29 protein-coding genes and 1 pseudogene are annotated in these 24,739 nt (G+C 41.5%); 5 read left to right on the top strand and 25 right to left on the bottom strand.

Annotation, left to right across the window (positions count from 1 at the left end):
- The first annotated feature begins 192 nt into the window (after positions 1–192).
- Positions 193–327, top strand: a complete 135-nt coding sequence (locus tag CUU64_RS04305; RefSeq protein WP_101632046.1) for a YqzM family protein — start codon at positions 193–195, stop codon at positions 325–327.
- 243 nt (positions 328–570) lie between these two features.
- On the opposite strand, the gene CUU64_RS04300 is transcribed toward CUU64_RS04305, so the two are convergent.
- The 3 genes from CUU64_RS04300 to CUU64_RS04290 form a co-directional block, all read right to left on the bottom strand.
- Positions 571–2,868, bottom strand: coding sequence for a DNA internalization-related competence protein ComEC/Rec2 (locus CUU64_RS04300; RefSeq protein WP_101632045.1), 2,298 nt, complete (start codon positions 2,866–2,868; stop codon positions 571–573).
- Positions 2,869–2,880: 12 nt separating this feature from the next.
- Positions 2,881–3,453, bottom strand: coding sequence for a ComE operon protein 2 (locus CUU64_RS04295; RefSeq protein WP_101632044.1), 573 nt, complete (start codon positions 3,451–3,453; stop codon positions 2,881–2,883).
- Between the two features lie 85 nt (positions 3,454–3,538).
- On the bottom strand, positions 3,539–4,195 hold the full coding sequence (locus tag CUU64_RS04290) for a helix-hairpin-helix domain-containing protein (protein WP_101632043.1): 657 nt from the start codon (positions 4,193–4,195) through the stop codon (positions 3,539–3,541).
- A gap of 103 nt (positions 4,196–4,298) precedes the next feature.
- Between CUU64_RS04290 and comER the strand changes: the two genes are divergently transcribed.
- Positions 4,299–5,147 carry a late competence protein ComER gene (gene comER, locus CUU64_RS04285; RefSeq protein WP_101632042.1) on the top strand — a complete coding sequence of 283 codons (849 nt, stop codon included), beginning with the start codon at positions 4,299–4,301 and terminating at the stop codon, positions 5,145–5,147.
- Between the two features lie 122 nt (positions 5,148–5,269).
- Here the strand turns inward: comER and CUU64_RS04280 are convergent, their stop codons facing one another.
- The 8 genes and pseudogenes from CUU64_RS04280 to CUU64_RS04245 all read right to left on the bottom strand — a co-directional run bounded on the left by CUU64_RS04280 (position 5,270) and on the right by CUU64_RS04245 (position 10,283).
- Positions 5,270–6,016 (bottom strand): class I SAM-dependent DNA methyltransferase, encoded by a 747-nt coding sequence (locus tag CUU64_RS04280; protein ID WP_101632041.1) that lies wholly within the window; start codon positions 6,014–6,016, stop codon positions 5,270–5,272.
- A complete protein-coding gene (rsfS, locus tag CUU64_RS04275) occupies positions 6,013–6,369 on the bottom strand; it encodes a ribosome silencing factor (RefSeq protein ID WP_101632040.1) in 357 nt (118 codons plus the stop codon). The genes CUU64_RS04280 and rsfS overlap by 4 nt, the downstream gene beginning before the upstream one ends.
- A pseudogene (gene yqeK, locus CUU64_RS04270) lies at positions 6,369–6,941 on the bottom strand (bis(5'-nucleosyl)-tetraphosphatase (symmetrical) YqeK). Before yqeK ends, rsfS begins: the two are co-directional and overlap by 1 nt.
- Complete coding sequence (locus CUU64_RS04265) at positions 6,931–7,500, bottom strand: nicotinate-nucleotide adenylyltransferase (RefSeq protein ID WP_101632038.1); 570 nt, start codon at positions 7,498–7,500, stop codon at positions 6,931–6,933. Before CUU64_RS04265 ends, yqeK begins: the two are co-directional and overlap by 11 nt.
- A gap of 13 nt (positions 7,501–7,513) precedes the next feature.
- On the bottom strand, positions 7,514–7,804 hold the full coding sequence (yhbY, locus tag CUU64_RS04260) for a ribosome assembly RNA-binding protein YhbY (protein ID WP_101632037.1): 291 nt from the start codon (positions 7,802–7,804) through the stop codon (positions 7,514–7,516).
- Positions 7,798–8,640: a shikimate dehydrogenase gene (aroE, locus tag CUU64_RS04255; RefSeq protein ID WP_101632036.1), complete on the bottom strand. Its 843-nt coding sequence runs from the start codon at positions 8,638–8,640 to the stop codon at positions 7,798–7,800. The genes yhbY and aroE overlap by 7 nt, the downstream gene beginning before the upstream one ends.
- A gap of 15 nt (positions 8,641–8,655) precedes the next feature.
- Positions 8,656–9,762, bottom strand: coding sequence for a ribosome biogenesis GTPase YqeH (gene yqeH / locus CUU64_RS04250; RefSeq protein ID WP_101632035.1), 1,107 nt, complete (start codon positions 9,760–9,762; stop codon positions 8,656–8,658).
- Positions 9,759–10,283 carry a YqeG family HAD IIIA-type phosphatase gene (locus CUU64_RS04245; protein ID WP_101632034.1) on the bottom strand — a complete coding sequence of 175 codons (525 nt, stop codon included), beginning with the start codon at positions 10,281–10,283 and terminating at the stop codon, positions 9,759–9,761. The genes yqeH and CUU64_RS04245 overlap by 4 nt, the downstream gene beginning before the upstream one ends.
- A 404-nt stretch (positions 10,284–10,687) precedes the next feature.
- Between CUU64_RS04245 and CUU64_RS04235 the strand changes: the two genes are divergently transcribed.
- Complete coding sequence (locus CUU64_RS04235) at positions 10,688–10,828, top strand: sporulation histidine kinase inhibitor Sda (RefSeq protein WP_101632032.1); 141 nt, start codon at positions 10,688–10,690, stop codon at positions 10,826–10,828.
- A 40-nt stretch (positions 10,829–10,868) separates the two neighbouring features.
- Here CUU64_RS04235 and CUU64_RS04230 read toward each other — a convergent pair whose 3' ends face one another.
- A complete protein-coding gene (locus CUU64_RS04230; protein ID WP_101632031.1) occupies positions 10,869–11,654 on the bottom strand; it encodes a phosphatidylserine decarboxylase in 786 nt (261 codons plus the stop codon).
- Between the two features lie 134 nt (positions 11,655–11,788).
- Here CUU64_RS04230 and pssA point away from each other — a divergent pair, with 134 nt between their 5' ends.
- Positions 11,789–12,325: a CDP-diacylglycerol--serine O-phosphatidyltransferase gene (gene pssA / locus CUU64_RS04225; RefSeq protein WP_101632916.1), complete on the top strand. Its 537-nt coding sequence runs from the start codon at positions 11,789–11,791 to the stop codon at positions 12,323–12,325.
- A gap of 334 nt (positions 12,326–12,659) precedes the next feature.
- Here pssA and sigK read toward each other — a convergent pair whose 3' ends face one another.
- The 5 genes from sigK to mtnN all read right to left on the bottom strand — a co-directional run bounded on the left by sigK (position 12,660) and on the right by mtnN (position 15,717).
- Positions 12,660–13,373 carry an RNA polymerase sporulation sigma factor SigK gene (gene sigK, locus CUU64_RS04220; RefSeq protein ID WP_101632030.1) on the bottom strand — a complete coding sequence of 238 codons (714 nt, stop codon included), beginning with the start codon at positions 13,371–13,373 and terminating at the stop codon, positions 12,660–12,662.
- A 507-nt stretch (positions 13,374–13,880) separates the two neighbouring features.
- On the bottom strand, positions 13,881–14,018 hold the full coding sequence (locus CUU64_RS04215) for a YrzI family small protein (protein WP_101632029.1): 138 nt from the start codon (positions 14,016–14,018) through the stop codon (positions 13,881–13,883).
- Between the two features lie 19 nt (positions 14,019–14,037).
- Positions 14,038–14,175, bottom strand: coding sequence for a YrzI family small protein (locus tag CUU64_RS04210; protein ID WP_101632028.1), 138 nt, complete (start codon positions 14,173–14,175; stop codon positions 14,038–14,040).
- Positions 14,176–14,630: 455 nt separating this feature from the next.
- A complete protein-coding gene (locus CUU64_RS04205) occupies positions 14,631–14,882 on the bottom strand; it encodes a YrhC family protein (RefSeq protein ID WP_257985420.1) in 252 nt (83 codons plus the stop codon).
- 139 nt (positions 14,883–15,021) lie between these two features.
- Complete coding sequence (gene mtnN / locus CUU64_RS04200) at positions 15,022–15,717, bottom strand: 5'-methylthioadenosine/S-adenosylhomocysteine nucleosidase (RefSeq protein ID WP_101632027.1); 696 nt, start codon at positions 15,715–15,717, stop codon at positions 15,022–15,024.
- A 201-nt stretch (positions 15,718–15,918) separates the two neighbouring features.
- On the opposite strand from mtnN, the gene CUU64_RS04195 reads away from it, so the two are divergent.
- Complete coding sequence (locus tag CUU64_RS04195; protein ID WP_101632026.1) at positions 15,919–16,122, top strand: DUF2536 family protein; 204 nt, start codon at positions 15,919–15,921, stop codon at positions 16,120–16,122.
- A gap of 51 nt (positions 16,123–16,173) precedes the next feature.
- On the opposite strand, the gene CUU64_RS04190 is transcribed toward CUU64_RS04195, so the two are convergent.
- The 8 genes from CUU64_RS04190 to mltG form a co-directional block, all read right to left on the bottom strand.
- Positions 16,174–16,791, bottom strand: coding sequence for a YrrS family protein (locus CUU64_RS04190; RefSeq protein WP_101632025.1), 618 nt, complete (start codon positions 16,789–16,791; stop codon positions 16,174–16,176).
- A gap of 102 nt (positions 16,792–16,893) precedes the next feature.
- Entirely contained in the window at positions 16,894–18,660 is a 1,767-nt protein-coding gene (locus CUU64_RS04185) for a peptidoglycan D,D-transpeptidase FtsI family protein (RefSeq protein WP_308302330.1), read from the bottom strand.
- Between the two features lie 159 nt (positions 18,661–18,819).
- On the bottom strand, positions 18,820–19,296 hold the full coding sequence (gene greA / locus CUU64_RS04180) for a transcription elongation factor GreA (protein ID WP_101632023.1): 477 nt from the start codon (positions 19,294–19,296) through the stop codon (positions 18,820–18,822).
- Positions 19,297–19,776: 480 nt separating this feature from the next.
- Positions 19,777–20,412, bottom strand: coding sequence for a uridine kinase (gene udk / locus CUU64_RS04175; RefSeq protein ID WP_101632022.1), 636 nt, complete (start codon positions 20,410–20,412; stop codon positions 19,777–19,779).
- Positions 20,413–20,415: 3 nt separating this feature from the next.
- Positions 20,416–21,684 carry a peptidase U32 family protein gene (locus CUU64_RS04170; protein WP_101632021.1) on the bottom strand — a complete coding sequence of 423 codons (1,269 nt, stop codon included), beginning with the start codon at positions 21,682–21,684 and terminating at the stop codon, positions 20,416–20,418.
- 200 nt (positions 21,685–21,884) lie between these two features.
- Positions 21,885–22,814, bottom strand: a complete 930-nt coding sequence (locus CUU64_RS04165) for a peptidase U32 family protein (protein ID WP_101632020.1) — start codon at positions 22,812–22,814, stop codon at positions 21,885–21,887.
- Positions 22,811–23,464, bottom strand: coding sequence for an O-methyltransferase (locus tag CUU64_RS04160; RefSeq protein ID WP_374702700.1), 654 nt, complete (start codon positions 23,462–23,464; stop codon positions 22,811–22,813). Before CUU64_RS04160 ends, CUU64_RS04165 begins: the two co-directional genes overlap by 4 nt.
- 161 nt (positions 23,465–23,625) lie before the next feature.
- Positions 23,626–24,714, bottom strand: coding sequence for an endolytic transglycosylase MltG (gene mltG, locus CUU64_RS04155; protein WP_257985452.1), 1,089 nt, complete (start codon positions 24,712–24,714; stop codon positions 23,626–23,628).
- Positions 24,715–24,739: the final 25 nt, after the last annotated feature.

The following is a 24,739-nucleotide window of genomic DNA, read 5'->3' as shown; positions in this document are numbered from 1 at the left end:
GCGGCTTTAGGACGTCGAGATGTCTATAACGGTGATATCCCAATTCAATGTAGCCAGAACAACTTTCAGGAATGTTAGGAAACGTTTTCTTTTCTGCATGAAATGTTCAGATAATTTAACTTTTTCAAAAACCGGGCTGTAGATTTTTTTTTTGTAATCGCTTATACTATTAGTGAAATGGGAGGGGTAGACATGAACGATTTTGAAAAGAATGTACAATATAAGGGTAACGATGCTATTGATTCTGCATGGGGATTTATTGTTTCTTTTGGATTTTTTGCAACTATGTTCATTATTGCTACCGTAATTCACTACATCGGTTCCTAATCAAACCCCGGGTACATAAGGTACTGGCATACCCGAAAACTACGCATCAGGTAAGGTTTAAGGTAACATAACAATGAAGGATATTTTATATGGCCACATATAAGTATACCGGTTGAGACTGCATTAAGTAGTCTCTTTTTAGTTGGCAGGAAGAATGGATAAATCGAACTCCTGCATAAGTGCAGCTACTGCTCTGTCTTCGCTTTTACGAAAGCTCGCCGGTGAGTTTTCTAATACTTCATTCTATGGCAATACAGTTGAAAAGGTTCCGCGCTTACCCTTAAATTGGTATATAATCCCGCCTTTTTCATCTGTTCGGTAAATCACAATTTTCCTCATTTCCAATGAGTTGGTGACCTCAGAATGGGGATGACCGTATCGGTTATTCTTCCCCGCTGATATGATTGCAGCCTTGGGCTTTAAGACGTCTAAAAGCAGATCTGAAGTGGAGGTTTTGCTCCCATGATGCCCTACTTTTAAGATATCTGCTCTAATGTCGGGATATCTCTGGATAATTGCTTCTTCCCCTTTGGCCCCTAAGTCACCAGTAAATAGCCATCGCTTTCCACCTAATTGTGTATAAACCACAATTGAAGCTTCATTCTTATCTTCTTCAGCCTCATATGGGTTCAAGATATAAAAAGTTGACCCTGCTTCCTTCCATTGATCTCCTCTTTGAACGATCTTTACCCGTATATTGGAAGCCTTTATATATTCCGCTAATTTATTCTTAATATATTCCTGCTCTGTTCCTTTACCAATAATTATTTCCTTTATCTTAATTCCCCTGGCCACTTCTTTCACACTACCGATATGATCCGCGTCCGGATGGGTTAGGATTAATTTATCAAGCCTGCTTATACTTTTACTCTTAAGCAAGGGCAAGATAATATCTGTTCCTGTGTTAAAGCTTCCCCTCCTTCTTTCCCAGGCTTCCTGTTCAAACTTGACACGTCCTCCGGTGTCGATTAAATAGTTTCCTTTATCGAATGGCAGTCGTATAAATATTGAATCACCTTGCCCTACGTCGATAAAGGAAACCTCGCCTGTAGAGTCGAGCTTTTCGATATTCAACTGTAAAAAAAGCAGCAGCGCAACCCATGCCACACAATAACCAGTTTTTTTCGGGATTGAAAGATCCCAAAATACAAACCCTAATATGATCGCTGTTGCAATCAGTATCATCATGATAAAAGCTGGCTTTCCAAATCCTAATGAAGCTAATGGCAGGCTGCCTGCAAAGCTTGCGACCTTATTACTGCATAAAAGAATCATATTAAGGATAGATAGGAGTATTTGTCCTGCTGATGGAAAACAAATGTGTACGGCAAAGGTAACCAATGAGAAGGGGAGCAGGAAGGCATAAAGAGGAACAAACAAAACATTAATGAGTATTCCAAGCACCGTAGCCTCAAAGAAATGATAGAGAAGGATAGGAAGCGTGGCCATCTGGCAGATTAGACTTACTGACAAAAGTTGCAGGATTTTGCTGTTGTACCGTCTAATAATCTCGCTAGACATAACCATTGAAAATGCTGCAGCAAAAGATAGCTGAAATCCTATATTAAAAAGAAGATTTGTCTGAAAGAAAAGGAGCAGCAAATACACCAGGATGATCGATTTAAAGGTCGACACAGTTTTTTTAAAGTATGCAAGAGCAAAAAATGTCATAGCCATAAGGCATGCTCGCCAAACAGATGGGCTTGCACCGGAAATAATAACATAAATGGGCAGCAGGATAAGCATCAACACGTTGATTCGCTCTCGTGTGATCCCTAACCTGATTCCTAAGTAGAAGATAAGCCCTGACAGGAAACTGACATGCAGACCAGAAATCGCGAGCAAATGTACAAGACCCAACTTTTGAAAAACGATAAGTTCCTCCTCATCAATATCCCTTTGATCGCCAAACAGAAGCGCAGCTACATACCCCCGGGAATCCTCCGGAAAATTCCTTTCCACATAAGCTATACCCACTTGCCGCAGTTTCTTTATGGCCTGTACGATATCCCCCTTACCAAAGGTACAATCGGAGATCGAGAAGCGTTCAGTGGTTAATATCCAAAACGTTTTCTGCTGTTTCAGGTATTCGTGATAATCAAAGCTATTTTCATTTCTCCTGCTTGCCGGTTTTTCAAGAAATCCCTCAACATCGCAGGACAGCCCGGGCACTATTTTCCGTTGCAGCAGCAATTTTTCCTCTTCTCTTTGTATGGTATACCTAAGTTGGAGCTTTTCTCCGGATTCAGACCGTACCGCTCCTCTTAGCATGTTGCCATCTATATCTGGCATATCAGAAAAAATTATATTAAAGGATGTTTCGTTCCCAATGAAGGAGGTAGATCGAAGTTGTTCTGAAATAAATGCGGCAGTTAAGAAGATTAGCAATGTCACCGCCTGTAGGACTACACCGCGCATATTGCTTTTATAGAAAACAAATAAGAAGAAAAGCATGGTACAAACCAAAACTTCCCATCCGAAAAAAGAAAAAGCCGTTACACCAAGGGTTGCTGAAACGGCCATAAAAAGCAGAGCGGCCATACATCCTCCTGTCTAATTGCTTCTCATACTGAATAAAGCTTCAGCCCGTTTCTGGAGAATGTCTAAATCATTTTGCCTGGCACCTCTTTCCTTCAATTGTGAGAGCAATGAATGAACAAAATCATATTTTTCTTTTCCATTTACATCTATGATCAAAGGCTCAGCCTGCACTTGTTCAGTGATAACACCAGCTTGGGCGAAAAGCTCGATCGCATAGGGATGATTTTTATAATCTTCTGCGTAATAAACCTTTTTAATCCCTGCCTGAATGATAGACTTGCAACATTGAAGACAAGGGAAGTGCGTCACATATATTTCAGCGCCGGCTGTAGGCACCCCAAATTTGGCGCACTGTAAAATGGCATTCATCTCTGCATGGATCGTTCTAACGCAATGATTATCAATCACATAACAGCCATTATCAATGCAATGGTCCCCACCTGCTATCGAGCCATTGTATCCTCCTGCAATGATCCTTTTATCCCTCACTATTGTTGCCCCTACAGTCAATCGGGTGCATGTGCTTCTGAGCGCGAGCAAATGGCTCTGGGCCATAAAATACTGATTCCAACTGATGCGTTCCATAAGCTGATCCCCTTTATATTTCTTCCGATTTCTCTTTCATTCTACCCTGTTCCCATATATTTGTGTAGCATCAGCTGTATCCTCATCATTTAACGGATATCGAACCCATTAATTTTTCAAATGTCTTGTCCCCAATGCCGGTTATATTCTTCAAATCCTCCACCTCTCGAAATGGCCCATTTGTCTCTCTGTATTCAATAATCGCCGCGGACTTGGATGGGCCGATCCCTGGCAGGGTCTCCAAGTCCGATGCTTGTGCCGTATTGATATTTATATTTTGGGTACCGTTATTTGCTGCAGATCCCGATGGTTCCAATCGTGTGGGGACCACCTTAGAATCAGACATTTCACCAATTTCCGGGACATATATCACCATTTCATCCTCTATAAGCTGTGCGAGGTTTACCTGATCTTTATCTGCGTTGCTGGTGAAGTTTCCTGCCTTCGCTACTACATCTATGACCCGGTCACCCTCTTCTGCAACAAAAACGCCAGGAGTTTGGACAGCCCCTTTTACATCCACTTTTATTACTATTGGTTCTTTTTCTTTAGAAGGGGTTCCTGTAAAATGACTTCTTTTATCCAGCTCGTTTTGTCCTGCTGTGAAAACCGTTTCTCCCTCTTCAGTTAACGGTTCGTTGTCCATGCCTTGAAGGGATTGCTGATAAAAAAAATAACCTGCTATCGAGATTAAACATACTAAGCTGAGAATTACTATTTTCTTCTTTCTTGGCGTATTCATAATTTATAACACCTCTGGGTTTTTTACTTTTCGTACTGTCATAAGATTTGCTTCGGTGACATACTGTGTTATGAGAAGTTCCGGCTTAGAGAGGGGGAGAATTATGAAAGTCGGTGTAATTGGAACAGGGAATATGGGGACGATTCTTATTGAGGCTTTGGTTGAAGCTGATGCACTTCACCCATCCGATTTGACGATAACAAATCGGACGCTTCCGAAAGCACTCGCTCTTAAAGATAAATACCCTGAGATATCAGTGGTGGATTCTGGCGAGAAGGTAGCAAAAGAATCCGAGGCTATTTTCGTTTGTGTGAAACCTTTAGACTTCCACAAGATCATTATGGACATAGAGCCATATACAAACATATCTAAATGCGTCATTTCCATAACAAGCCCGATATCAGTAAGGCAGCTCGAGTCTATGCTTGCATGCAGCTGTGCCCGTTTGATTCCAAGCATTACAAACCGGGCATTGGCGGGGGTTTCTTTGCTCACTTTCGGGGAAAGATGTTCGCCTGAATGGGTTTCGATTCTAACTAACTTGGCAGCGCAGATTTCTATACCAGTAAAAGTTGAGAATGATATTACCAGGGTAGCCTCTGACATTGTAAGCTGTGGGCCGGCATTCTTCAGCTATTTAGCCCGGGTATTTATCGAGGGAGCATGCAAAACAACAAATATCGAAGAACAAACGGCAATACTATTAACGGAAAAAATGCTTATAGGTCTCGGTGAGCTCTTGAAAAAAGAGGTTTACACCTTGCCTACGCTTCAGGAAAAGGTATGTGTGAAAGGAGGGATTACCGGGGAAGGAATCAAAGTGTTGGAAGCCGAAGTGAGGGATATGTTTGAAAAGCTTTTCCTTGCGACACATGGAAAATTCCATCATGAGCTGGAAAAAATTGAGGAGCAATATGGAACTCCATACTATTATTCGCCAAGCAGCAGGTAAATCCCTTCTTTAATCCCGAAAATTTCATACAAAAAAAGAACCGTTTTGTGTGTATGCACCTGTTGCTGAGTTACCCTTTACGATCGGGACAGACAGGAGCATAATCACCAAAAACGGTTCTTCTATATTTTACGTGCTACAAATAAAATTCTTTCAGTCTTTTCATGTACAGGCTGTTCTTCCAAGTCTGAAAGGATTTCCAATATCTCAAAGCCCGAATCCGCCAGCCACTTTTTATATTGGTCAATCGAATATGTACGCTGATAATGCAATTCATCAAATCTGTCGTACGTCCCGGTTTCCTTATCAAGTACAAAAAAGCTTAAATCATGCTCTACGCTATGTGATTCTTCTCCAGGGAAGCAATCCCAGATATAACTGACTTCCATATCATTCACTGCGAAAGTGTGATGTTGAAATATCTGCTCGATCTTATAAATGGAGTGGACATCAAACATAAACAGGCCATTCGGTTTTAAGTGAGCGTGAACTCTGGTAAAGGTACGGGGAATGTCCTTTTCTTCCCGAATATAATTAAGGGAATCACAAAAAATGGTTACGAAATCATTTTCACCAAGACCCTCTAGCTCCGCCATGTTTTGCTTAAAGAAAGGGATGGAGAGCCCTTGTTTTACGGCCTTCGCACTGGCAACGGCGAGCATTTCCTCTGATAAATCCACACCAGACACGGAAAATCCGTGTTTAGCCAGTTCAATAGTGAATTCCCCGGTACCACAGGCCAAATCCAGGCCTTTCCTGCCTTCTGATTGGTACCGGTCCATTCTCGACAGCAGCATGTATACCCATTTCTCATATGGAGCTTCTTTCATTAAAAAATCATAGACATCGGCAAAACGCTCATAGGTCATTGACTTAGCTCACTCTGTACATCTTCAATAGGGGCATCCCCCCACAAACGTTCGAGGTTATAGTAGCTTCTTTCATCGCGATGGAAAATATGGGCTACAACATTACCAAGGTCAACCAGTACCCATTTAGCTTCGTTAAAGCCTTCCATTCGCTTAATATCATATCCTTGTTCTCCTGCTTTTTCCTTCATTTCCCGCGCAATCGCCTGTACCTGTTTATCGGAATTTCCGTGGCAAATCAAAAAATAATCAGCTACAAGTGAAATACCTTTCATATTTAATACAATGATATCTTCCGCTCTTTTATCATCCGCCGCCTTTACTGCGGTAATCAATAAATTTCTTTCATCCATTACATCTTCTCCTTATTTTTTAAAATCAGGTCATTATAAGTATGGAACGTATCAGGATATACTGCCTGGCTTTTTTTCATTTAAAAAAAGATTGTGTTCCGCAAGGCGTAGATAACTGCCAAATCCAGGTCGTTTTTAGCTATTTCCCTAACCTCTTCGACTCCAGGGAACGCTCTACCCGGTTCGATATAATCAGCCAAAAAAACACATTTATCAACCAGTGTCATATCAATCCTGCCAGAAGTATGGTACTTGATGGCGTCCAAAACTTCAGGGTCAGTTAGGCCGACCTCCTTTTCCACAAGATAGGCTCCTACAGGGGCGTGCCATAATTCAGAATTATAGCCCAACAAATCTTGATTCATATTTTGTGTAATAATGATTTCCTTCATTTCATCCTTTGGCCTAAATTTCGCGTAATCGTGAAAAATGCCAGCCAACTCAGCTTTTGCCGTATCAGCTCCGAATCTTTCAGCAAGGATGATAGATGTTTCCATCACACCCAACGTATGCTGGTAGCGATGCTCGGTTATCTGCTGTTTTACCAACAGCAGGGCTTCCTCACGGCGCATATAGATCATTCTCCTCAATATACTGGATAACTTTTTCAGGAAGGAGGTATTTGACCGTCTTTCCCTTTTTTATTCTATCTCTGATTGCTGACGATGATATGAACATCTCCGGAATATCAACCATCATAATCGGATAATTCGTTTTTTCGTTATATGTTGGCCTTTTCACTCCGATAAACTTAACCAGTTTCATTAATTCATCTATTTTATGCCACCTGGGCAAATACTCGATCATATCGGCGCCAATAATAAAATGGAAATCATTTTCCGGCTCCCTTTGCCTCAGGAGCTGTATCGTTTCATACGTATATGAGGTTCCCTGCCGTTCAATCTCGATCTTTTCAATCAAAAAGAAGTCGTTCCCCTCTAATGCATAAGACAGCATTGCGACCCTATCCTCATCAGTAACATTAAGTGTTTTTTCCTTGTGAGGAGGAACATGGTTTGGCATAAACCTGATTTCATCTAATTCCAGGGCATCGAGCACCTCATTGGCCACAATTAGATGGCCAATATGAGGAGGGTCAAAGGTACCTCCGACAATCCCTATTCGTTTCATCGTGTTTTCCCCCTTATGGGAGCTGTATTTGTTTATTTTCCCTTGACTCTTTATATAAAACAATTGTATTTCCAATAATTTGGACCAACTCTGCCCTGGCCCCTTTCGAAAGTGAATCGGCAACCGTATCCCGGTCTTCATCACAATTCTGCAGGACGCTTACCTTTAACAATTCTCGTGCCTCAAGCGCATCGTTAACCTGTTTTATCAAGTTGTCATTGACCCCACCTTTGCCGACCTGAAAGATCGGGTTCAGATGGTGTGCTTTTGAACGTAAAAATCTTTTCTGTTTTCCAGTTAACATGTGTTACCTCCTAGTTTGCTCAGCACGATCTCTTTCATTCTGTTCGTATCAGGGAAAATCCCTGTCCAAATTTCAAAAGCCAGTGCAGCCTGATAGGCAAACATCCCCAGGCCGTTTTGAATGCCAGCACCGTGCCGCTCCGCTTCCTTTAATAACTTCGTTTGCAGCGGGTTATAAATAATGTCGCTTACAAAAGCCCCTTTTTTTATGTTTGTAATTTCTATCGGAGATGCGTCGATATGAGGGCTCATACCAGCCGCTGTTGTTTGAATGATGACATCATAATCTCCTAGGCCTTCTTCAGCTTCTGTTATGGAAAGTGTCCTTGAATTTGTAGGATAAGGGCATTCAGCTACCAGCTTTTCTGCTTTTTCCAGGGTCCGGTTCGCTATATCAACCGAATCAGCGCCTTCTTTTACAAGGGTAAAATAAATTCCTCTAGCTGCGCCTCCCGCCCCGACAATGAGGATTTTTTTACCGGCCATAGAAACTGTATATTGCTCTCTCAAGGCTTGTAAAAAACCATTCCCATCGGTATTATATCCAATCAGTTTCCCATCTCTTTTCACAACTGTATTTACGGCCCCTATTGCTAGCGCAAGCTCATCCACTTCATCGAGCAGTGGGATGATAGCCTCTTTATGGGGGATCGTGACGTTGAAACCTGACACTCCGATTGCTTTCATTCCCCTGACAGCATCAGCCAGCTCAGCTTGCCGCACATGAAAGTGGTGATAACAAGCATTTATGTTGTGATTGATAAACGCATCATTATGAATCTCAGGTGACATTGAGTGTTCTATTGGATCCCCCATTACCCCGTATATCTTTTTCATTTCCTCACCCTGCCATTAAATTAACGATTTTCTAATCATGACATTTACGCCTTTTGGAACATGGGCTGCAATCTTAGCCCCTGCTTCATTGACTGTAACCCAGCCAAGACCCGAGAAGACAATGTCAGTTTTCGCTTCTTTTATTGTAAATTCCCGTTTAACCAGTTCAGGAAACTCATCTAGCTGCTCCATCCGCGGCGGCGTCAGCATTTCACCAACGTGGTTTTGGTATAGTTCATCCGCATTCTCAAGCTTCGTTCGATGGATATTCAACTCATTTGAAATATAGCAAGTGAAAGATCTTCTTCCACCTGAAAGATAGTCAAACCTGGCAAGTCCACCAAAAAACAATGTCTGCTGTTCATTTAATTGGTAAATTTTTGGCTTTATTTCCTTTTTAGGAGTGATGACTTTTAAATCTCGCTTATCCACAAAGTGTGCCATCTGGTGATGATTGATGATTCCAGGCGTATCGATTAAAGCTTTTCCGTCATCGAGCGGGACTTCAATCGTGTCCAAAGTGGTTCCCGGAAAATGGGAGGTGGTAATAATGTCTCCCTCTCCCGTTACCTCCTTGATCAGACGATTGATAAAGGTGGATTTTCCAACATTTGTACAACCAACCACATAGACATCCTTTCCTTGGCGGTATTCATCAATTGCTTCGGCAACTTCACGGACATGATATCCTTTACCTGCACTGACCAAATGAACGTCAATCGGGTTGAGCCCTAATTCTCTCGAAGCTTCTTTCATCCAATTAATTACTTTATGGTGTTTCACGGATTTCGGTAACAGATCAGCCTTATTGCCAATTAGAAGTACGTCATTGTTGCCTACAAACCGGTGAAGACCCGGAAGCCAACTCCCATTAAAATCAAAGATATCGACGATCTTTACAATAAGGGAATCGGTCTGGCCTACTTCATTTAATATCTTCAAAAAGTCATCATCTGTCAGCGATACATCCTGCACTTCATTATAATGCTTTAATTTAAAACAGCGCTGGCAAATGATGCTATCCTTTTCAATCGCTGATGGAGGCGCATAACCTAATTGGGCGGGATTTTCCGTTTGCACCTTTACACCGCAACCGACACATACGATTTCTTCACTGCTCATTTATTCGGGTCCTCCCATTCAAGCATCCCTTTTTGTTTAAAAAAAGTTAAAATCCTTCTTTCAACCATTCTGTTGAACTTGGTTATGAAGCCATCTGTACGGGCTACCGGTACAACTAAAATGGTATGAAAACCGTTTCGGTTCCCTCCAAATACATCAGTCAGAAGCTGGTCCCCAATGACGACAGTTTCTTCCCTTTTTAATCCCATGTTTCTTATAGCTTTTCTAAAAGCTTTCCCCATAGGCTTACGCGCCTGGAATATAAAAGGAATTTTCAATGGATCGGAAAAGATTGTAACCCTTTGTTCATTATTATTGGACACGATCGTCACTAAAATCCCATGATCACGCATATTATCAAACCACTTGATCAGCTGGGGCGTTGCATTTGGGCGGTCCCACTCGACTAGTGTATTATCAAGATCGGTTATAATACCCTTGATTCCTTTTTTCTTCAGGTTCTCCGGCGTTATGTCAAAAATGCTTTTTACATGTTCGCTCGGCAAGAATTTTTTAAGCATGTCTACACCTCAATATTTTCCATACATTATTCCGTTTACATCATACCGAACTTTTGGTCTTGTTTCAAAGAAAGGAAGATAAAAAGTATATCAATTACAAGATTATTTGTATATATTACCGTACAAACCGGCGTGGCAGAAAAAATAAATTTTTCGACAAATTCAGTTACATTTCTTTTTGTGGATAAGTTTATGCACAATATGCAGGCTGATTTATATATATACCTACCTGTTATAAACAGGTTAACCACAAGTTATCCACCAATCCTTGTGGATATCAGAACGATTGTTCTAGGTGTTTTTATTTGGTAAAGTAAGGGTACTACATCATAGGTAACTTACATAAAATATGCCGGAGTTTTGCAAGTATTCCCTTTGTAAAAAAAATGGAGGTGGAGGCGGTTTTGAATAAATTATCTGATGATCTATTAATTGAGTCATATTTTAAAGCATGCAAATTAAATTTAAGCAGCGATTTTATTCGCCTCATAGAGACTGAAATACACCGTCGTTCCCTGACTCATAAAATCAAAGTCTTCGTTTAGTGCTTATATGTGGGGCTGGCATATGCCAGCCTCCTTTTCTTTATTTTTTTCTTACATATCCAATTTTTTCACCGACACGCACCTCATGAGGGATCGGCTTGTTCTCGGCAAGTTGGAAAGAACTCTTTTCGAATAAAAGGACAACGGTGGAACCAAAACTGAAGTACGCAAATTCTTGGCCCTTTGAAAGAACATCCGATTCGTCCGTAATAATAATGGAATTTACAAACATTGCACCTACTTTTACAATCGCCAAATGAATGCCTCCATGCTCGACCTCCGTGATATTCCGGTAATTTTTAGACAGCGTGGAGCGGCCATATTTCATGCCCAACCTATTAACAGGATAAGACTTGTTCCCCAACACCCGGCGGGAGATGACTTTCCCTGTAACTGGGGCATGGATGCGATGATAATGGCTCGGGCTTAGATACAAGACCAAGTATTTTCCTAGGGTATACCTCTCTACACAATGGTCCCCACCCAACATTTCTGCAATGGAGTATTCCTTCCCTTTTACAATAATATTTTTTTCAGCAGTAATATCACCATAATCCTCAAGGACTCCATCTACCGGGCTTACAACCGCTGATTCATCATCATGTATCATCCTGGCACCAGATTTAAGCCTGCGCGTAAATAAATCATGGAGTGTTTTAAAGCTTTGAATGTCATCCGCCATTTCTTCTTTATCAATTTTATACACTTTTGCATAACCTGATATTAAACGCCTGCTCCACTTAGAGCGGGTAAGCTTCTTCAAGGCAGCCGACGAAATCCGCCCATTCGTTAATTCAATAAGGAGTCGATAAAAAGTCTGAAGCAAACACATTTCACCACCATAAATAAAATAATTCCTAAAGCCCTTGCATATGATGTATCGAATAAAATATTATTATATAATAAAGCAATACTTCCGTCAGTGCTATCCAGCCTGCGAGAGGAGGGTAAAATAGTATGATGTTTTTAGACGTGCTGGATCATACCATAAAAAAGCTGAAATCCCAAACAGCCAATATTATAACGCTTTCGAATCTATCCCTTGGGGGATTTGCGATAATCGCCGGCATTAACAGCGAATTAAATTTGAGCTTATTACTTATTTTTTTGGCTGCCCTTGCCGACCGTTTTGACGGCATGGTTGCCCGCAAGTTTAACTGTGAATCTGAACTTGGGAAACAGCTCGATTCCATGTGTGATATTATTTCATTTGGCGTAGCTCCAGCTCTATTAATCTACCAGGGAATACTTCACGAATTCGGAGCACCAGGAACCTTCTTCACTGTATTCTATATTGGATGCGGCGCTTTCCGCTTGGCGAAATTCAATATTTCAGAGAATAATGGATACTTTACCGGATTGCCAATAACTGTAGCCGGCTGCCTTGCAACATTAAGCTTTTTGGCAATTGAATATTGGCACCCAGTCTTTTTCTTATCATTCATGATTATATTATCATTCCTAATGGTGAGTCCATTTAAACTAAAAAAAGTTTAATTTTTAATCTAGTCTTTTATCACCTGAAATGCCCTCTTCTTTTGCAGAGGGCATTTCTATATTTAGGCAGACTGTATTAATAAATCAGTATGTAAATAACTCCTCTATATCCTTTACCACGCACATATATATTTAGCAATATAGTGATAGGCGCTGGATTTTTGTCCTTAGGAAAAAGCCTTTTTTAGTAAACTGTTCAAGCTATGTACTGAATTTAGTAAACTGTTTTAGGATCTTTCCTGTTAAATAGGTTCATTATAATCCCTTTATCATTATAATTCTATTTACCCTAAAAAAAACAGCCTTCCTTAGATAGAAAGCTGCTGCTTGACGATTATCCTCTTCTTTTTTCTTTTTCAGCGCGGTAGAATTCATGGAACATCTTCATCAGGGCCCGCTTTTCAATTCTTGATACATAGCTCCGCGAAATTCCAAGCTGCTTCGCAATCTCACGTTGTGTTTTTTCCTTTTTTAAATCAAGGCCGAACCGCCCAATAATTACTTCCTTTTCCCTTTCATCAAGGATATCGATAAATTCCTTAACTTTTTCAATTTCCATGTTTAATTGAATGGTATCAACAACGTCCTCCGATTCAGATTTAAGCACATCGATCAAAGAGATTTCATTTCCTTCCTTATCCTGTCCGATCGGATCATGGAGGGAAACATCTTTTTTTGTTTTTTTGGTAGCGCGGAGATGCATGAGAATTTCATTCTCGATACAGCGTGCTGCGTATGTGGCCAATTTTGTTCCCTTTCCTTCGGAGTAGCTTTCGATCGCCTTAATCAAACCGATCGTCCCGATTGATATTAAATCTTCCGTGTCTTCTCCAGTATTTTCGAATTTTTTAACAATATGGGCGACCAGCCTCAGGTTATGCTCGATCAGCATATTCCTTGCATCGCTATCCCCCTGGGCCATGAGCTGTAAGTATTTCCGTTCTTCTTTTGCGGACAATGGTTGGGGAAACGCATTATTCTTTACGAACGATACTAATAGGTAGAACTCCTTTGCCAAATATCCGATCGCTGTCAATAAGTCCGGCATGACTCCACCTCCGCTATTTTCTCTGAACGTTTGCCTATTTACAACCTATGCGGACGTGGGCATGTCTGTGTCTGTACTATAAGGAAATAGTAAGAAAAAAGCCTATACCTTTTTACAGGCATAAGCTATGTTTGGTTCATGCTAATTTATACTCAAGTTATTCCGCTTCAACTGTTACCTCTGTAGCAATAACAACACCGATAACAGTAGTGACAATGAGCACCATAACGATCGAAAACATCGAAAACACTCCTTTTCGCTTCTATAGCTTAAATCTATCATGTTTTCGGTGATTCAATCAGAATAGTATTTGAACATTCCTTTAATAAACTCTGACAAACATGTGAACTTTTCATTGGATATTAGCTACTTCACACAGCCTGGCTTGACAATAGAACCCTATAGTTAGCCGGTATCCTTTTGGTCCCATAAGCAGCCCTTTGATCCTTTTATTAAAATTAACATATACATCTCCATCCTTTCGGTTATTTTCCCCATTCTAATAAATTAGAAATTTCGGTACATCATGCTTTTGTCGATATATTCGTCACGAATCTTTTCCATTCTTTCCTGATGCAGATATTCCTCGGCAGTCACGGTTCTTTTTTTGATTGTGATTGTGAAAAATAGCATATTAAAAGTCATTTTATCACCCCATTCCGATTTAGAAATTGCGGTGCTCTAGTCGTCGGTCAATATACTCGTCATGTAGCTTTTGGATTGTCTCCTGATGGATGCACTCTTCGGCTGTCATTTTCAATTTTTTAAACGTAATCGTAAAAAAAAGCAAGTTTAGAGTCATTTTTCTCACCTCCTAATAAATGAAGCAAACCTTGAGCCATTTCATGGATAGAAAAAAGCCGCAGAAGAGAAAAGCTCCCCTGCAGCTATGGGCACAAAAGGCCGCAGGAACACATTTCTTCCTGCGGCCAGTATGGTTTGCATAATCATTTAAAATAAAAAAACAATCAAATGAAATCTGCACCGTTCAGGTCGAATTTGTGTTGAAAAGGATATAATGTTGTGTCACTCTTACAGGCGGGTTTACATTTAACTAGCGTGTTCAACATTTTCCTCGACCTCCATTTGCAGTTTCATCTTACATTGGTAAGTATATCCAATGCCAATAAGTTTGTAAACCCTTATTTTACCTATTTTACAATACATATAGTGTTCCCAAGAATTCACTAATCTGAAATTAATTCAACGAACAAAAAAGAGCCTGTATACCAATCGGTATCAGGCTCTGAATTATATTTATAGGGCTTCATCTTGATCTAAGAGAATCTTTTTATATTTTCTAGACAACATAAAGAAGGTGATTGATCCAACCAAAAAAAGAACCGTAACTCCCATCATTATATAAGTGGTAAACACAGTTTTTCCTTCAGAAGGTATGACAGTGCCTAGATAGAAAAAAACGCTGACACAAAGCAGGGTCACTGCAAAGCGTTGAAAATCCACCATTTTACCATGGATTTGTGACGTACTTGCCTGTTCATTCTTCACAAAAACCACCTGCTCCCTCTACTAAACTTCCAAACTATTTTAACATGGAAGACTGTAGAATAGGCTCTGAAAATAATGGGAAAGGGGCAGTTTCCCATCCCTAATGCACATTAAAGACGAAAAACTGACCCATGAAAAATTATTTTAAACGTTCTACCAATTTTAAAATGAGCAGAGAGGAATTTTCCGCTGCTGTTTCAAGGAATTTATCAAAGGATATATTCGATTCTTTTCCAGCAATATCGGACAGCGATCGGATAATTACAAACGGCACATTGAATTGATAGGCAACCTGAGCAATCGCAGCGGCCTCCATCTCTACCGCGTATAAATCCTTGAACTTCCCTCGTACGAATTCGACTCTGTCGGGATCATTCATGAATGAATCACCGGTAACAATCAAACCTTTCACCACTTGAATATCATTAATTTCCTTGGCAGCTTTAAGCGCCTCACTAAGAAGTTTCTCATCCGATAAAAATGCTGGCGGCATTTGCGGAACTTGCCCATACTCGTATCCAAATGCCGTAACATCCACATCATGATGGCGAACTTCAGTTGAGATCACGACATCCCCGACATTTAAGGAAGGAAGATAACCGCCGGCTGAACCTGTGTTAATGACCGCATCTGGTTTAAATTTTTCCAAAAGAATCGTGGTAGACATCGCAGCATTGACTTTCCCGATTCCTGATTTTAACAGGATAACGTCCACTCCGTTCAACCGCCCGGTGTTGAATTCACATCCTGCAATCGTACTCTGCCCCATGTTTTCTATCTTACCCCGTAGAATGGCCACTTCTTCTTCCATGGCTCCAATTATCGCTAATTTCATTCCAAATACACCTCTTCGTATATTTTCTATGCTTACATGCATGCACCGTTATTGCTACATTATTTTACCACCAGTTTTTACAAACTTTCCATATATGCCGAAAATAATTGATGGTATACATTCAGGAAATAACTGATCCTGTGTTGCACACATGGGAACGTAAGCTAAAATAGATGTATCACCTATCTGGGAGGAATACCGATGAATTTTCAATTAGATCTAATACAGGATAAAGTGGAATTTTTTGAAGCTGATTCCATTAAAGCACTTGAAGATAAAATCCAGTCGCAAATAGAGGTAAATAAAGCAATTCTACTAGAAGTCTATCATGTTTCCCATCAAATGCACGTGACAGAAGAAGGGAGACGGTTTTACAGTGCTATGGTGCACTTTAAGGCTAAATGATAGAAAGAGCAAGCGCCTGAAAAAGGGGCTTGCTCTTTTCGCTTCTACGGTTTATTCAACACTCACTGGCTTCCAGCCTTCTCCATCAACCCATTCCATGTAAACCTTGTATTTCTTTGGGTCATTTTTTGCCGAGACCGTGCCCACTGCCTTATTTGGCGCCCCGCCATTCCCCAGCCACCAAATTGTCATATTGGCAGGATCAAGTCCAGTTCCGGCCGCCATGGCCTGTGTCATTTCATTCCAATCAGCCGAACCTTTTTCAAAAGAAGCGACATGCTCTCCGGTTTGTGTGGTGCCAACAGGCTCTCCAACCTTCGGTTCAGCAGGTCCTTCCTCTTCTTCAGCCTCTTCTGAATCGGCGGCCTCCTGTCCCACATTTTCTTCCTCTTCGGCATCCTGTGCTGAAACCGACTGATCATCTTCAGTATTAGAAGCTTCTTGTACGCCTTCTTCGCCTTGTGCTTCCTCTTGGCCGGATTGCTCTGTTTGTTGTTTTTCCGATCCGCTGTTTGAAGCTGCTGTTTCCGACTTAGGAGCTTTATTGTTGCCAAAGAAGATCGTCACCGCGACAATGACAATCAGCAGCGAGACTACGGCAATGGAAAAATTATAAAATTTATTTACTTTTCTTTGTTTATCTTTTCTGTTTAGACGCGAAGCTGCCATGGATATGTTCTCCCCCTATCAATAGCTTTTCAGCTTCCATTCTACCATGTTATATCAGATGATAGAAGCGATATCCCTCCTATTGTCAGTGGTCCATAAAACTCATTCTATATTCCTATACTGGGTGTCAGGTTTCTCCATCTCATATACCTCTTTTACCATTTCGGCAAAAATCCGAGTCATTCCAGGCGTGGAGTCATCGGTATCTAAACTGACGGCGACAAGTGCATACTTCGGAGCCTTGTATGGAAAATAACCTGCAAACCATTTGTTCAACTGATTTTTGTCAGTATCAGTCTGAGCAGTACCGGATTTCCCAGCTACTTCATAAGGCAAATTACTTAAATAGGCCCCGGTTCCTCCCGGCATTGCAACAACACCACGCAATAGCTGCTGAAGCTTCATGGCGGTGAAGGGGGAAATCGTATCTCCAGGCAGTTTTTTATCGGGAAAGTCGTAGACAGTGGTGCCGTTATTAAACTCAACCCTGCTCACAGCCTTCACCATTTTCTTTTCTCCACCTCGTGCGATCGTAGCCATCATATTGGCAACCGCCAACGGTGTTACTTGTACATCCTGCTGTCCAATCGCTGTTTTAGCAATCATTTTTTTATCATGTTTAAAATTATGCTCGGGATGCCAAACGATTCCGGGTTCTTCACTGTCAAATTGGTTCATTGGATTAATATGGTATACCTGGCCGCTCCATCCTGATGTATCTTTGATCCCTAATTTAGCTGCATAATTATTTAGGATTTCAGGGTTGGTTGTAGATAGTTCCTGCGCCAGCTCAGAGAAGGTGCGGTTACAGCTTCTTGAAAAACTTTCCTCGAAACTCAGAAAACCAAAATTATGCTCTGTATCCGATTTTCCATCTATTTTTAGATTACAATTGAACATTCTCGACCGGTTTACAATTTTTGCGTCGATAGCTGCAGCAGCAATGACCGTTTTAAAAATTGAACCGGGTGTATCCCTTATCAACATTAAATTTTTATTGCCGATATCTTTCGGATTATTCCTATTTGTTTTCGGCCTCGATACAAGCGCTCTTACTTCATTGGTTTCGATGTCGATTAACACAATACCGCCTTTTTTGATTTGATGCTGATCTACTATTTTTTCTGCAGCTTCCTGTATATTTTTATCCAATGTTGTGTAAATCTTTACTGGATACATTGGATTAGCCGGCTCTACATACTTTACGTCAACACCAAATAGAGGGCCGCCTGTGCCATCAACGTGAAAAACGAGTTTCGAATCCCCCTCAGAAAGCAGGAAATCATCAAATGTTCTCTGAAGGCCATAACTGCCGACGCGTACTTCAGGGGATAACTCCCTATCAGGATAAAGCCGTTTTTTTACAGGCTCCGATTTCGTTGTAGTACCGATTAATTGTGAGGCCGGTAAGTCAGTATCATATATTTTTTGTTTAACTGCAAACACGCCGGGGATTTGTAGTTTATTTATGGCATCTGTTTGTGTATCTGTTAAATCCAAGGGCTCTTTACCACCAAATGCAAACGGTTTGTCAGCCGAATTCACTGTGGCTAAGAGCTCCTGCTCTGGTATCCCGATTATCCCCGCCACTTTTCCCGCTGGCCACACCATTTTTTTTAGGAAAGGAAAAAGGACGAGGGCCGTAATATCTTCATGGACTAACGGAATGCCCTTGTAGTCGTAAAATTTCCCTCTGCCATCATCTAACTTCAGTACCTGTGACCGCTGATTGACGCTCGCTTCGATTAAATTAATATGATGTTTTGTGAAGGATTCTGTTTCAACCAGTTGTATTTGAGCCAGCCTACCCACCAAAACCGTCAATAACAAGAGCAGAAAATAGGCCATCCCCATCATCCTTTTTCTCATCATGTTTCCCACCTCATACACAGTCTTGACGCAGGGTGGTGTTTTAAAACAACAAAGGATGTTAAGCAAGTAAAATTTACTCTGCTACGTTTTAAAAATTATCTTGACAAATTAAAAAGCAGCGGTCCTATTGTATGGACCGCTGGCTAAATATCGTGATTATTTAATTGTTACGATTCTTACCGCCATTTCCCCGCCTGGAGTCTGGACCGTTACCTCGTCGCCGACTTTTTTCCCCAGCAGGCTTTTAGCGATTGGGGAGTCGTTTGAGATTTTCCCTTCAAACGGATCAGCTTCCGCACTTCCCACAATTGTATATGTTTCTTCATCTCCATTAGGAAGCTCAACAAATGTCACAGATTTCCCAAGAGAAACCATGTCAGTATCCACTTGGTCATCTTCGATGATTTTAGCATTACGGATCATATTCTCAAGGGTCGTGATCCGACCTTCCACAAATGCCTGCTCTTCTTTGGCAGAATCATATTCAGAGTTCTCAGATAAGTCCCCGAAGCTGCGCGCGATTTTAATTCTTTCTACAACTTCTTTTCTTTTTACCGTTTTTAACTGTTCAAGTTCTTGTTCTAGTTTTTCTTTTCCCTCTTTTGTCATTGGGAATACTTTTTCTATAGCCAAACCCTTCACTCCTTCTATTCTTTACAGCGGGACTGGTGCCTGCTTTAAGTATAATGCAGTGTATTCGCTTACTTTGTAGTAGCCAACACACACTAACTCTGTTGCTTGCCAAAGAGGTCATACATAAGTGCGCGTCCTGGATTAGGGCGCGCATCTTACTTAAGGAAAACTTTGCTTATGATATATACCTTTAGATAGAGTATGACCTTTTTCCTCTTTTGTCCAGACTTTCCTGATAAATTGCCTGGAAAATTTCAGAATTGCAAAAGGTCTGCCTTATCCTTTATTTATCCCGTTTTAACGGACACTGCGACACCACTTAATCATGCCTAAGGGGGGATACTTGCCCGTAAAAACCATTGAATGTTCACAGACTAAGAAAGCCACAGTCTGTGGCAATGTGTGTAACTTACATCCTGTAAACTCCGACTACCAGCAAGGAAAATTCCCGAGTGATACTAGTCACTTTATGACATATTATTATAAAAATGACTTTTGTTCAAGAATTGTTTGAACTTTTGTGACCATCAGATCGATGGCGACATGGTTGTGACCACCTTCTGGGATAATGATATCCGCATAACGCTTTGTCGGCTCAATGAATTGGTTATGCATTGGGCGGACGACATTCACATACTGGTCAATCACGGAATCTATGGAACGGCCGCGCTCCTTAATATCACGCAGCAATCTTCTGATAATCCTAAGGTCTGCATCCGTATCTACAAATAATTTAATATCCATCAATTCACGTAAGCGCTCATCTTCCAGCACCAAAATGCCCTCAAGAATGATTACGTCCTTAGGGTCGACATGGATAACTTCTTCAGAACGTGTGTGTATGGAATAATCATAGACAGGTTTCTTAATCGGTTTATAGTCCAAAAGTGCGTGGATATGTTCAATCAATAAATCATTATCGAATGCAAGCGGGTGATCGTAATTTGTTTTTAACCGTTCCTCAAACGGGAGGCTGCTTTGATCCTTATAATAATAATCCTGCTCCAGCATTAGGATGGAATGGCCTTTAAAACTCTCGAAAATAGATCTCGTAACACTCGTTTTCCCCGATCCGGAACCGCCGGCTACACCGATGACTACAGGCTTCTTATCCATTTACTAGTTCTCCCTTCGCATCATGTTGTTTGCAAATACAGGCTTGTCCGTCTTAAAGCGGATGATTTGCAACGGATGGCGGGCAGCATCCAGTTCATTTCCTTTTTCATCCCAAATTTTATCGACGATTTGCGTGAAGTTATCAATATCAGGGCCAAAGAACTCTACCTCATCCCCTGGTTTAAAGAAGTTTCGCTGCTGCATCGTAACCATTCCTGTCTCTTCGTCATAATGAAGGACCAATCCGGCAAAGTCGTATTTAGTTTGTTTGCTATGGTTCCCAAACATTTGCTCCTTATACCCGGGAGTGCCTTCAAAGAATGCTGGTGCAGCTTCACGATTCGCGCATTTTTCAAGCTCATCTAACCATTCCTGCTTAATCTCAAAGTTTTCAGGATCAGTACAGTACGCATCAATTACTTTGCGGTATACGCTGACAACAGTGGCTACGTAATGGATAGACTTCATTCTTCCTTCAATTTTCAAGCTATCAATTCCAAGTTCAATCATTCTTGGAATTGATTCAATTAATTTCAAATCTTTCGGACTCATCGCAAAAGGTTCATCCGCTTCAGAGAACAGGGCGTTTTCCCCTTCTTTGCCCAATTCATATAAATCATAATCCCAACGGCATGACTGGCAGCATCCGCCGCGATTTGAATCCCTTGCTGTCATATGGTTGGACAATGTACAACGCCCGGAATAAGCAATGCACATCGCTCCATGGACAAACGTTTCAATTTCAATGTCGACCTTTTCCTTTATTTCACGGATTTCTTCAGCTCCGGTCTCACGTGAGAGTACCACCCTGTCGAGGCCTTCATCTTTCCAGTATTGAACCGCTTTCCAGTTGGATAGCGACTGCTGAGTGCTTAAATGAACCTCGACCTTTGGAGCCACACGACGGCAGGTTTCAATAATGAGTGGATCTGCCACGATGATTCCTGTAATGCCTGCATCCTGCAGTCCCAATAGATATTCTTCTAGCCCGGCCATATTTTCATTGTGGGCATAAATATTCGTTGTTACATAAATTTTAGAGCCATATCTTTTTGCAAAATCTACGCCTTCCTTCATTTCTTCAAGCGTGAAATTACCTGCATTTGAACGGAGGCCAAATTCCTGTCCCCCAATATACACAGCATCCGCACCATAATGCACAGCAATCTTTAATTTTTCAAGATTGCCTGCAGGAGCCAACAACTCTGGTTTTTTAACAATCACTCGTTTTCCATCCACGATTTGTGAAATTTTATCAGCAATAGCTTCCAAGGCTATTCCTCCTTTGAAATGCGCCAAGCGCCTAACAATGGACCATCGACTAACTGCTGCCACGTCCTGTGGCAAATGTCGACGCCAGCATAAGGAATGCTTCTCCGAAATACTTCGCAGCCACAAAAATCTGATTTTTGTGGTGAGGTTTTGTCCGTCGGGGCTAGGCGCTGCTGCTAGAAATCTATATATGGTAAAACTTAATAAACTGTCTCCTTAAAGAAGAATCCTGTGTCCACTTTCCTGTCCTTAGGCTGGATTGCTTCAATGCTTGCCAAAAGCTCGTCTTTTTCGTCTTCATATTTTTCCGTATCTTCCACGCAAAGATCGATTGCTTTACGGTAAAGCTTTGTGGCTTCTACCATATATTCAGGCGTCTTAAGAACCCCATCAATTTTAAAGGAATCGATGCCTGCTTCGACCATCTCCTGAAGCTCATCGATAATACAGATATCGTTCGGGCTCATGATATGTGTCCCATTTTCATCTTCAAAGATCGGATATTTATTATTACGATCCTTATCATGGAGAAACATGTTCTTTTGCTGTTTCCTGTTTTCAATTTCAAGAGCCTTCCCCTGGTATTCGAAGTAGTTACCAAGGAGCGTACGTTTGGACTGGAACATACAGGTCATACCCTGTACCTGGACCTCAATCTCAACCTCGGCGTTTTCCTTCATTTCAATCAGCTCATCCATGCTCAGTTCACGGGCAGCAACCGCACGGACCGAACCTCGCCGGCCCCAATAGTTCGCTGTGTACCAGTTTGTTACCGTTGTTTCTGTATTCCAGTGCAGAGGCATGTCCGGGGCTACAGCCCGTACTGCCATCAAAACAGCTGGGTCTCCGAAAATAATGGCATCGGCCCCCGCTTCGTTAAGAAAGGAGACATAGTCTTCAAGCTCGTCTACTTTATCATTATGAAAAATTGCGTTCATGGCAACATAGACCTTTTTATTAGCTTTGTGCGCAACCTGTATAGTTCTTTGTACATCTTCTCTTGTGAATTCACCGGCCAGCCGAAGTCCGAATTTTTGCTCGCCAACTACAAACGCATCGGCGCCAGCTTCTATTAGTCGCGGAATATCGCCAACACTAGTCGGCGTCACGAGCAGCTCTGGCTTTTTCATTTATTTTCACCTCGATGTTTACTAATGGCGACACCATCGCCAATTGGGAGAATAACAGTAGTATAAGCAGTATGGCCCATGAGCCAGGCATTGAAATCCCTTATCTTCCTGACAAGGTTCCGGATTCGTTTGGGTTCTATTGCTTCGTCTGCTTCGGCAACCAAGCCCTTAAACAAAACATTATCAGTAACGATGATTCCGCCAGGTTCCAGAACTTCCTCAAACTGTTCAAAAAAGCGGCGATACTGTCCTTTCGCTGCATCGATAAAAATCGCATTGAACGGGCCATGTTCCTTCACAAGTGGACCAGCCTCCAACGCATCACCTTCAAGCAGGATGATCTGCCCTTCTTTTCCCGCTTTTTGAATAAATTCTTTTGCCTTTACAATCCGAGCTTCATCTCTTTCCAATGTCACAATTTTTGTGCCTGGCATGGCGTCTGCCATTCGCAAAGCCGAGTAACCAATAGCCGTCCCTACCTCAAGTATCGCTGACGGTTGGCTTAAGCGTAATATTTGTAAAAGAGCCTCCATTCCTTCCGGCTCCATGATCGGCACGTTATGCTCCTTTGCATACCGTTCCATTTCTGTGAATACTCCCTCACGTTCAGGGATCAGTGATTGAAGATATATTTCTAATTCCTGTTTCACGTTTATTTCCTCCAAAAGGATCAACCTATAAGTCTCTAACGTCATGAAAAAACTCGGCACATGCCGAGAGAAAATCAGTAAAACCTGCATTAAAATTCACTTTGAATATTTTAGCACAACTAACAGGGGAAAGTGAATATCTTCCCCCCTTGAAAACACAGTCAATTTTTACTTGTTATGTGCTCCGCTTTTTTCTTGTTATGCTCATTCAGTGATACAGAATACAATACCTCGCCAGCAGGTGTGGCCAGGAAGTAGAGGAAGTTGGTGTTTGCCGGGTTTAACGCGGCTTCTATGGATGATTTTCCGGAATTGGCAATCGGCCCAGGTGGTAGTCCTTTGTTTTTGTAAGTATTATATGGCGATACCACTTCCAGATCTTTGTAGTACACCCTCTTTTGGTGCTTTCCCTTTGCATAAAGGACAGTCGGGTCGGTTTGAAGCGGCATGCCAGCCTTTAGGCGGTTATAAAAAACGGATGCAATCTTGGTACGGTCAACCTTTTCCGCAGCCTCTTCTTCAATTAAGGAAGAAATGGTCAATAGCCTGTGCGCGGAATATTTCTTCTCGGCCATAACATCCCGATACGCGGAAAGGCTAGATTCCGTTTTCTTCAACATCTCAGAAACGATCTTTTCCAACTCTGGTTTTTTCTCGGAAAATTCATAGGTTGCCGGATATAAATAACCTTCAAGTGGATAGATTACATTTTTATTGAAGATTTCATTTGTCAGCAATTGAGGATAGTTGTTCTGCATTTTCCTGACGAATTCTTTGTCGTTTAATTCTGCCAGTACGTCCTCAGGTTTTTCATCAGTATGTTCGGCAATGATGTCGGCGATTTGGACAAGCTGTTTTCCTTCAGGAACCCTGATCGTCAAAGCAGCCTTCTGCATGACTTTCCCTTGTTTTAAGCTCTCGACAATTTCCTGAAGCGGCATGGACGCGGCAAGTTTATATTCCCCTGCTTGAAAGCCCGCCTCATTCTTGAATTTAATGTAATACTTGAAAACCCTGGCATCCTTAATAATTCCTTGATCCTCAAGAATTGACGAAATGTCGCTTACAGAGGACCCGATCGGGATTTCAATGTTTTTAAGCGACTTATTCTCGGGATTCAGTGGCTTCAGTGCGGATTTAATATAAAGATACCCTCCCAACCCGGTCACTGCTGCGAGCAGTAGGATGGTCAGGGAAGTTACAAGAATGACTTTCCTTACTATTCTCGCTTCCCCCTGTCTTTCAAGCATGGCATTCCTTATGTAATCCTTTTTT

The organism is Bacillus sp. V5-8f (assembly GCF_002863565.1).
In the GTDB taxonomy this organism is placed as follows: Bacteria; Bacillota; Bacilli; order Bacillales; family DSM-1321; genus Peribacillus.
This window is presented reverse-complemented; position numbering and strand designations above follow the sequence as displayed.

Coding starts and splice junctions, on each gene's coding strand:
- comER (WP_101632042.1), top strand. CDS start 4,299: ATGAAAGTCGGTGTAATTGGAACAGGGAATATGGGGACGATTCTTATT.
- CUU64_RS04305 (WP_101632046.1), top strand. CDS start 193: ATGAACGATTTTGAAAAGAATGTACAATATAAGGGTAACGATGCTATT.
- CUU64_RS04185 (WP_308302330.1), bottom strand. CDS start 18,660: ATGAGAAAAAGGATGATGGGGATGGCCTATTTTCTGCTCTTGTTATTG.
- pssA (WP_101632916.1), top strand. CDS start 11,789: ATGTTTTTAGACGTGCTGGATCATACCATAAAAAAGCTGAAATCCCAA.
- aroE (WP_101632036.1), bottom strand. CDS start 8,640: ATGAAAAAGATATACGGGGTAATGGGGGATCCAATAGAACACTCAATG.
- mtnN (WP_101632027.1), bottom strand. CDS start 15,717: ATGAAATTAGCGATAATTGGAGCCATGGAAGAAGAAGTGGCCATTCTA.
- rsfS (WP_101632040.1), bottom strand. CDS start 6,369: ATGGATGAAAGAAATTTATTGATTACCGCAGTAAAGGCGGCGGATGAT.
- yhbY (WP_101632037.1), bottom strand. CDS start 7,804: ATGTTAACTGGAAAACAGAAAAGATTTTTACGTTCAAAAGCACACCAT.
- yqeH (WP_101632035.1), bottom strand. CDS start 9,762: ATGAGCAGTGAAGAAATCGTATGTGTCGGTTGCGGTGTAAAGGTGCAA.
- CUU64_RS04215 (WP_101632029.1), bottom strand. CDS start 14,018: ATGACTTTTAATATGCTATTTTTCACAATCACAATCAAAAAAAGAACC.
- CUU64_RS04290 (WP_101632043.1), bottom strand. CDS start 4,195: ATGAATACGCCAAGAAAGAAGAAAATAGTAATTCTCAGCTTAGTATGT.
- CUU64_RS04300 (WP_101632045.1), bottom strand. CDS start 2,868: ATGGCCGCTCTGCTTTTTATGGCCGTTTCAGCAACCCTTGGTGTAACG.
- udk (WP_101632022.1), bottom strand. CDS start 20,412: ATGGATAAGAAGCCTGTAGTCATCGGTGTAGCCGGCGGTTCCGGATCG.
- CUU64_RS04245 (WP_101632034.1), bottom strand. CDS start 10,283: ATGCTTAAAAAATTCTTGCCGAGCGAACATGTAAAAAGCATTTTTGAC.
- CUU64_RS04295 (WP_101632044.1), bottom strand. CDS start 3,453: ATGGAACGCATCAGTTGGAATCAGTATTTTATGGCCCAGAGCCATTTG.
- CUU64_RS04210 (WP_101632028.1), bottom strand. CDS start 14,175: ATGACTCTAAACTTGCTTTTTTTTACGATTACGTTTAAAAAATTGAAA.
- CUU64_RS04190 (WP_101632025.1), bottom strand. CDS start 16,791: ATGGCAGCTTCGCGTCTAAACAGAAAAGATAAACAAAGAAAAGTAAAT.
- CUU64_RS04195 (WP_101632026.1), top strand. CDS start 15,919: ATGAATTTTCAATTAGATCTAATACAGGATAAAGTGGAATTTTTTGAA.
- sigK (WP_101632030.1), bottom strand. CDS start 13,373: ATGCCGGACTTATTGACAGCGATCGGATATTTGGCAAAGGAGTTCTAC.
- mltG (WP_257985452.1), bottom strand. CDS start 24,714: ATGCTTGAAAGACAGGGGGAAGCGAGAATAGTAAGGAAAGTCATTCTT.
- CUU64_RS04165 (WP_101632020.1), bottom strand. CDS start 22,814: ATGAAAAAGCCAGAGCTGCTCGTGACGCCGACTAGTGTTGGCGATATT.
- CUU64_RS04265 (WP_101632038.1), bottom strand. CDS start 7,500: ATGAAACGAATAGGGATTGTCGGAGGTACCTTTGACCCTCCTCATATT.
- CUU64_RS04280 (WP_101632041.1), bottom strand. CDS start 6,016: ATGACCTATGAGCGTTTTGCCGATGTCTATGATTTTTTAATGAAAGAA.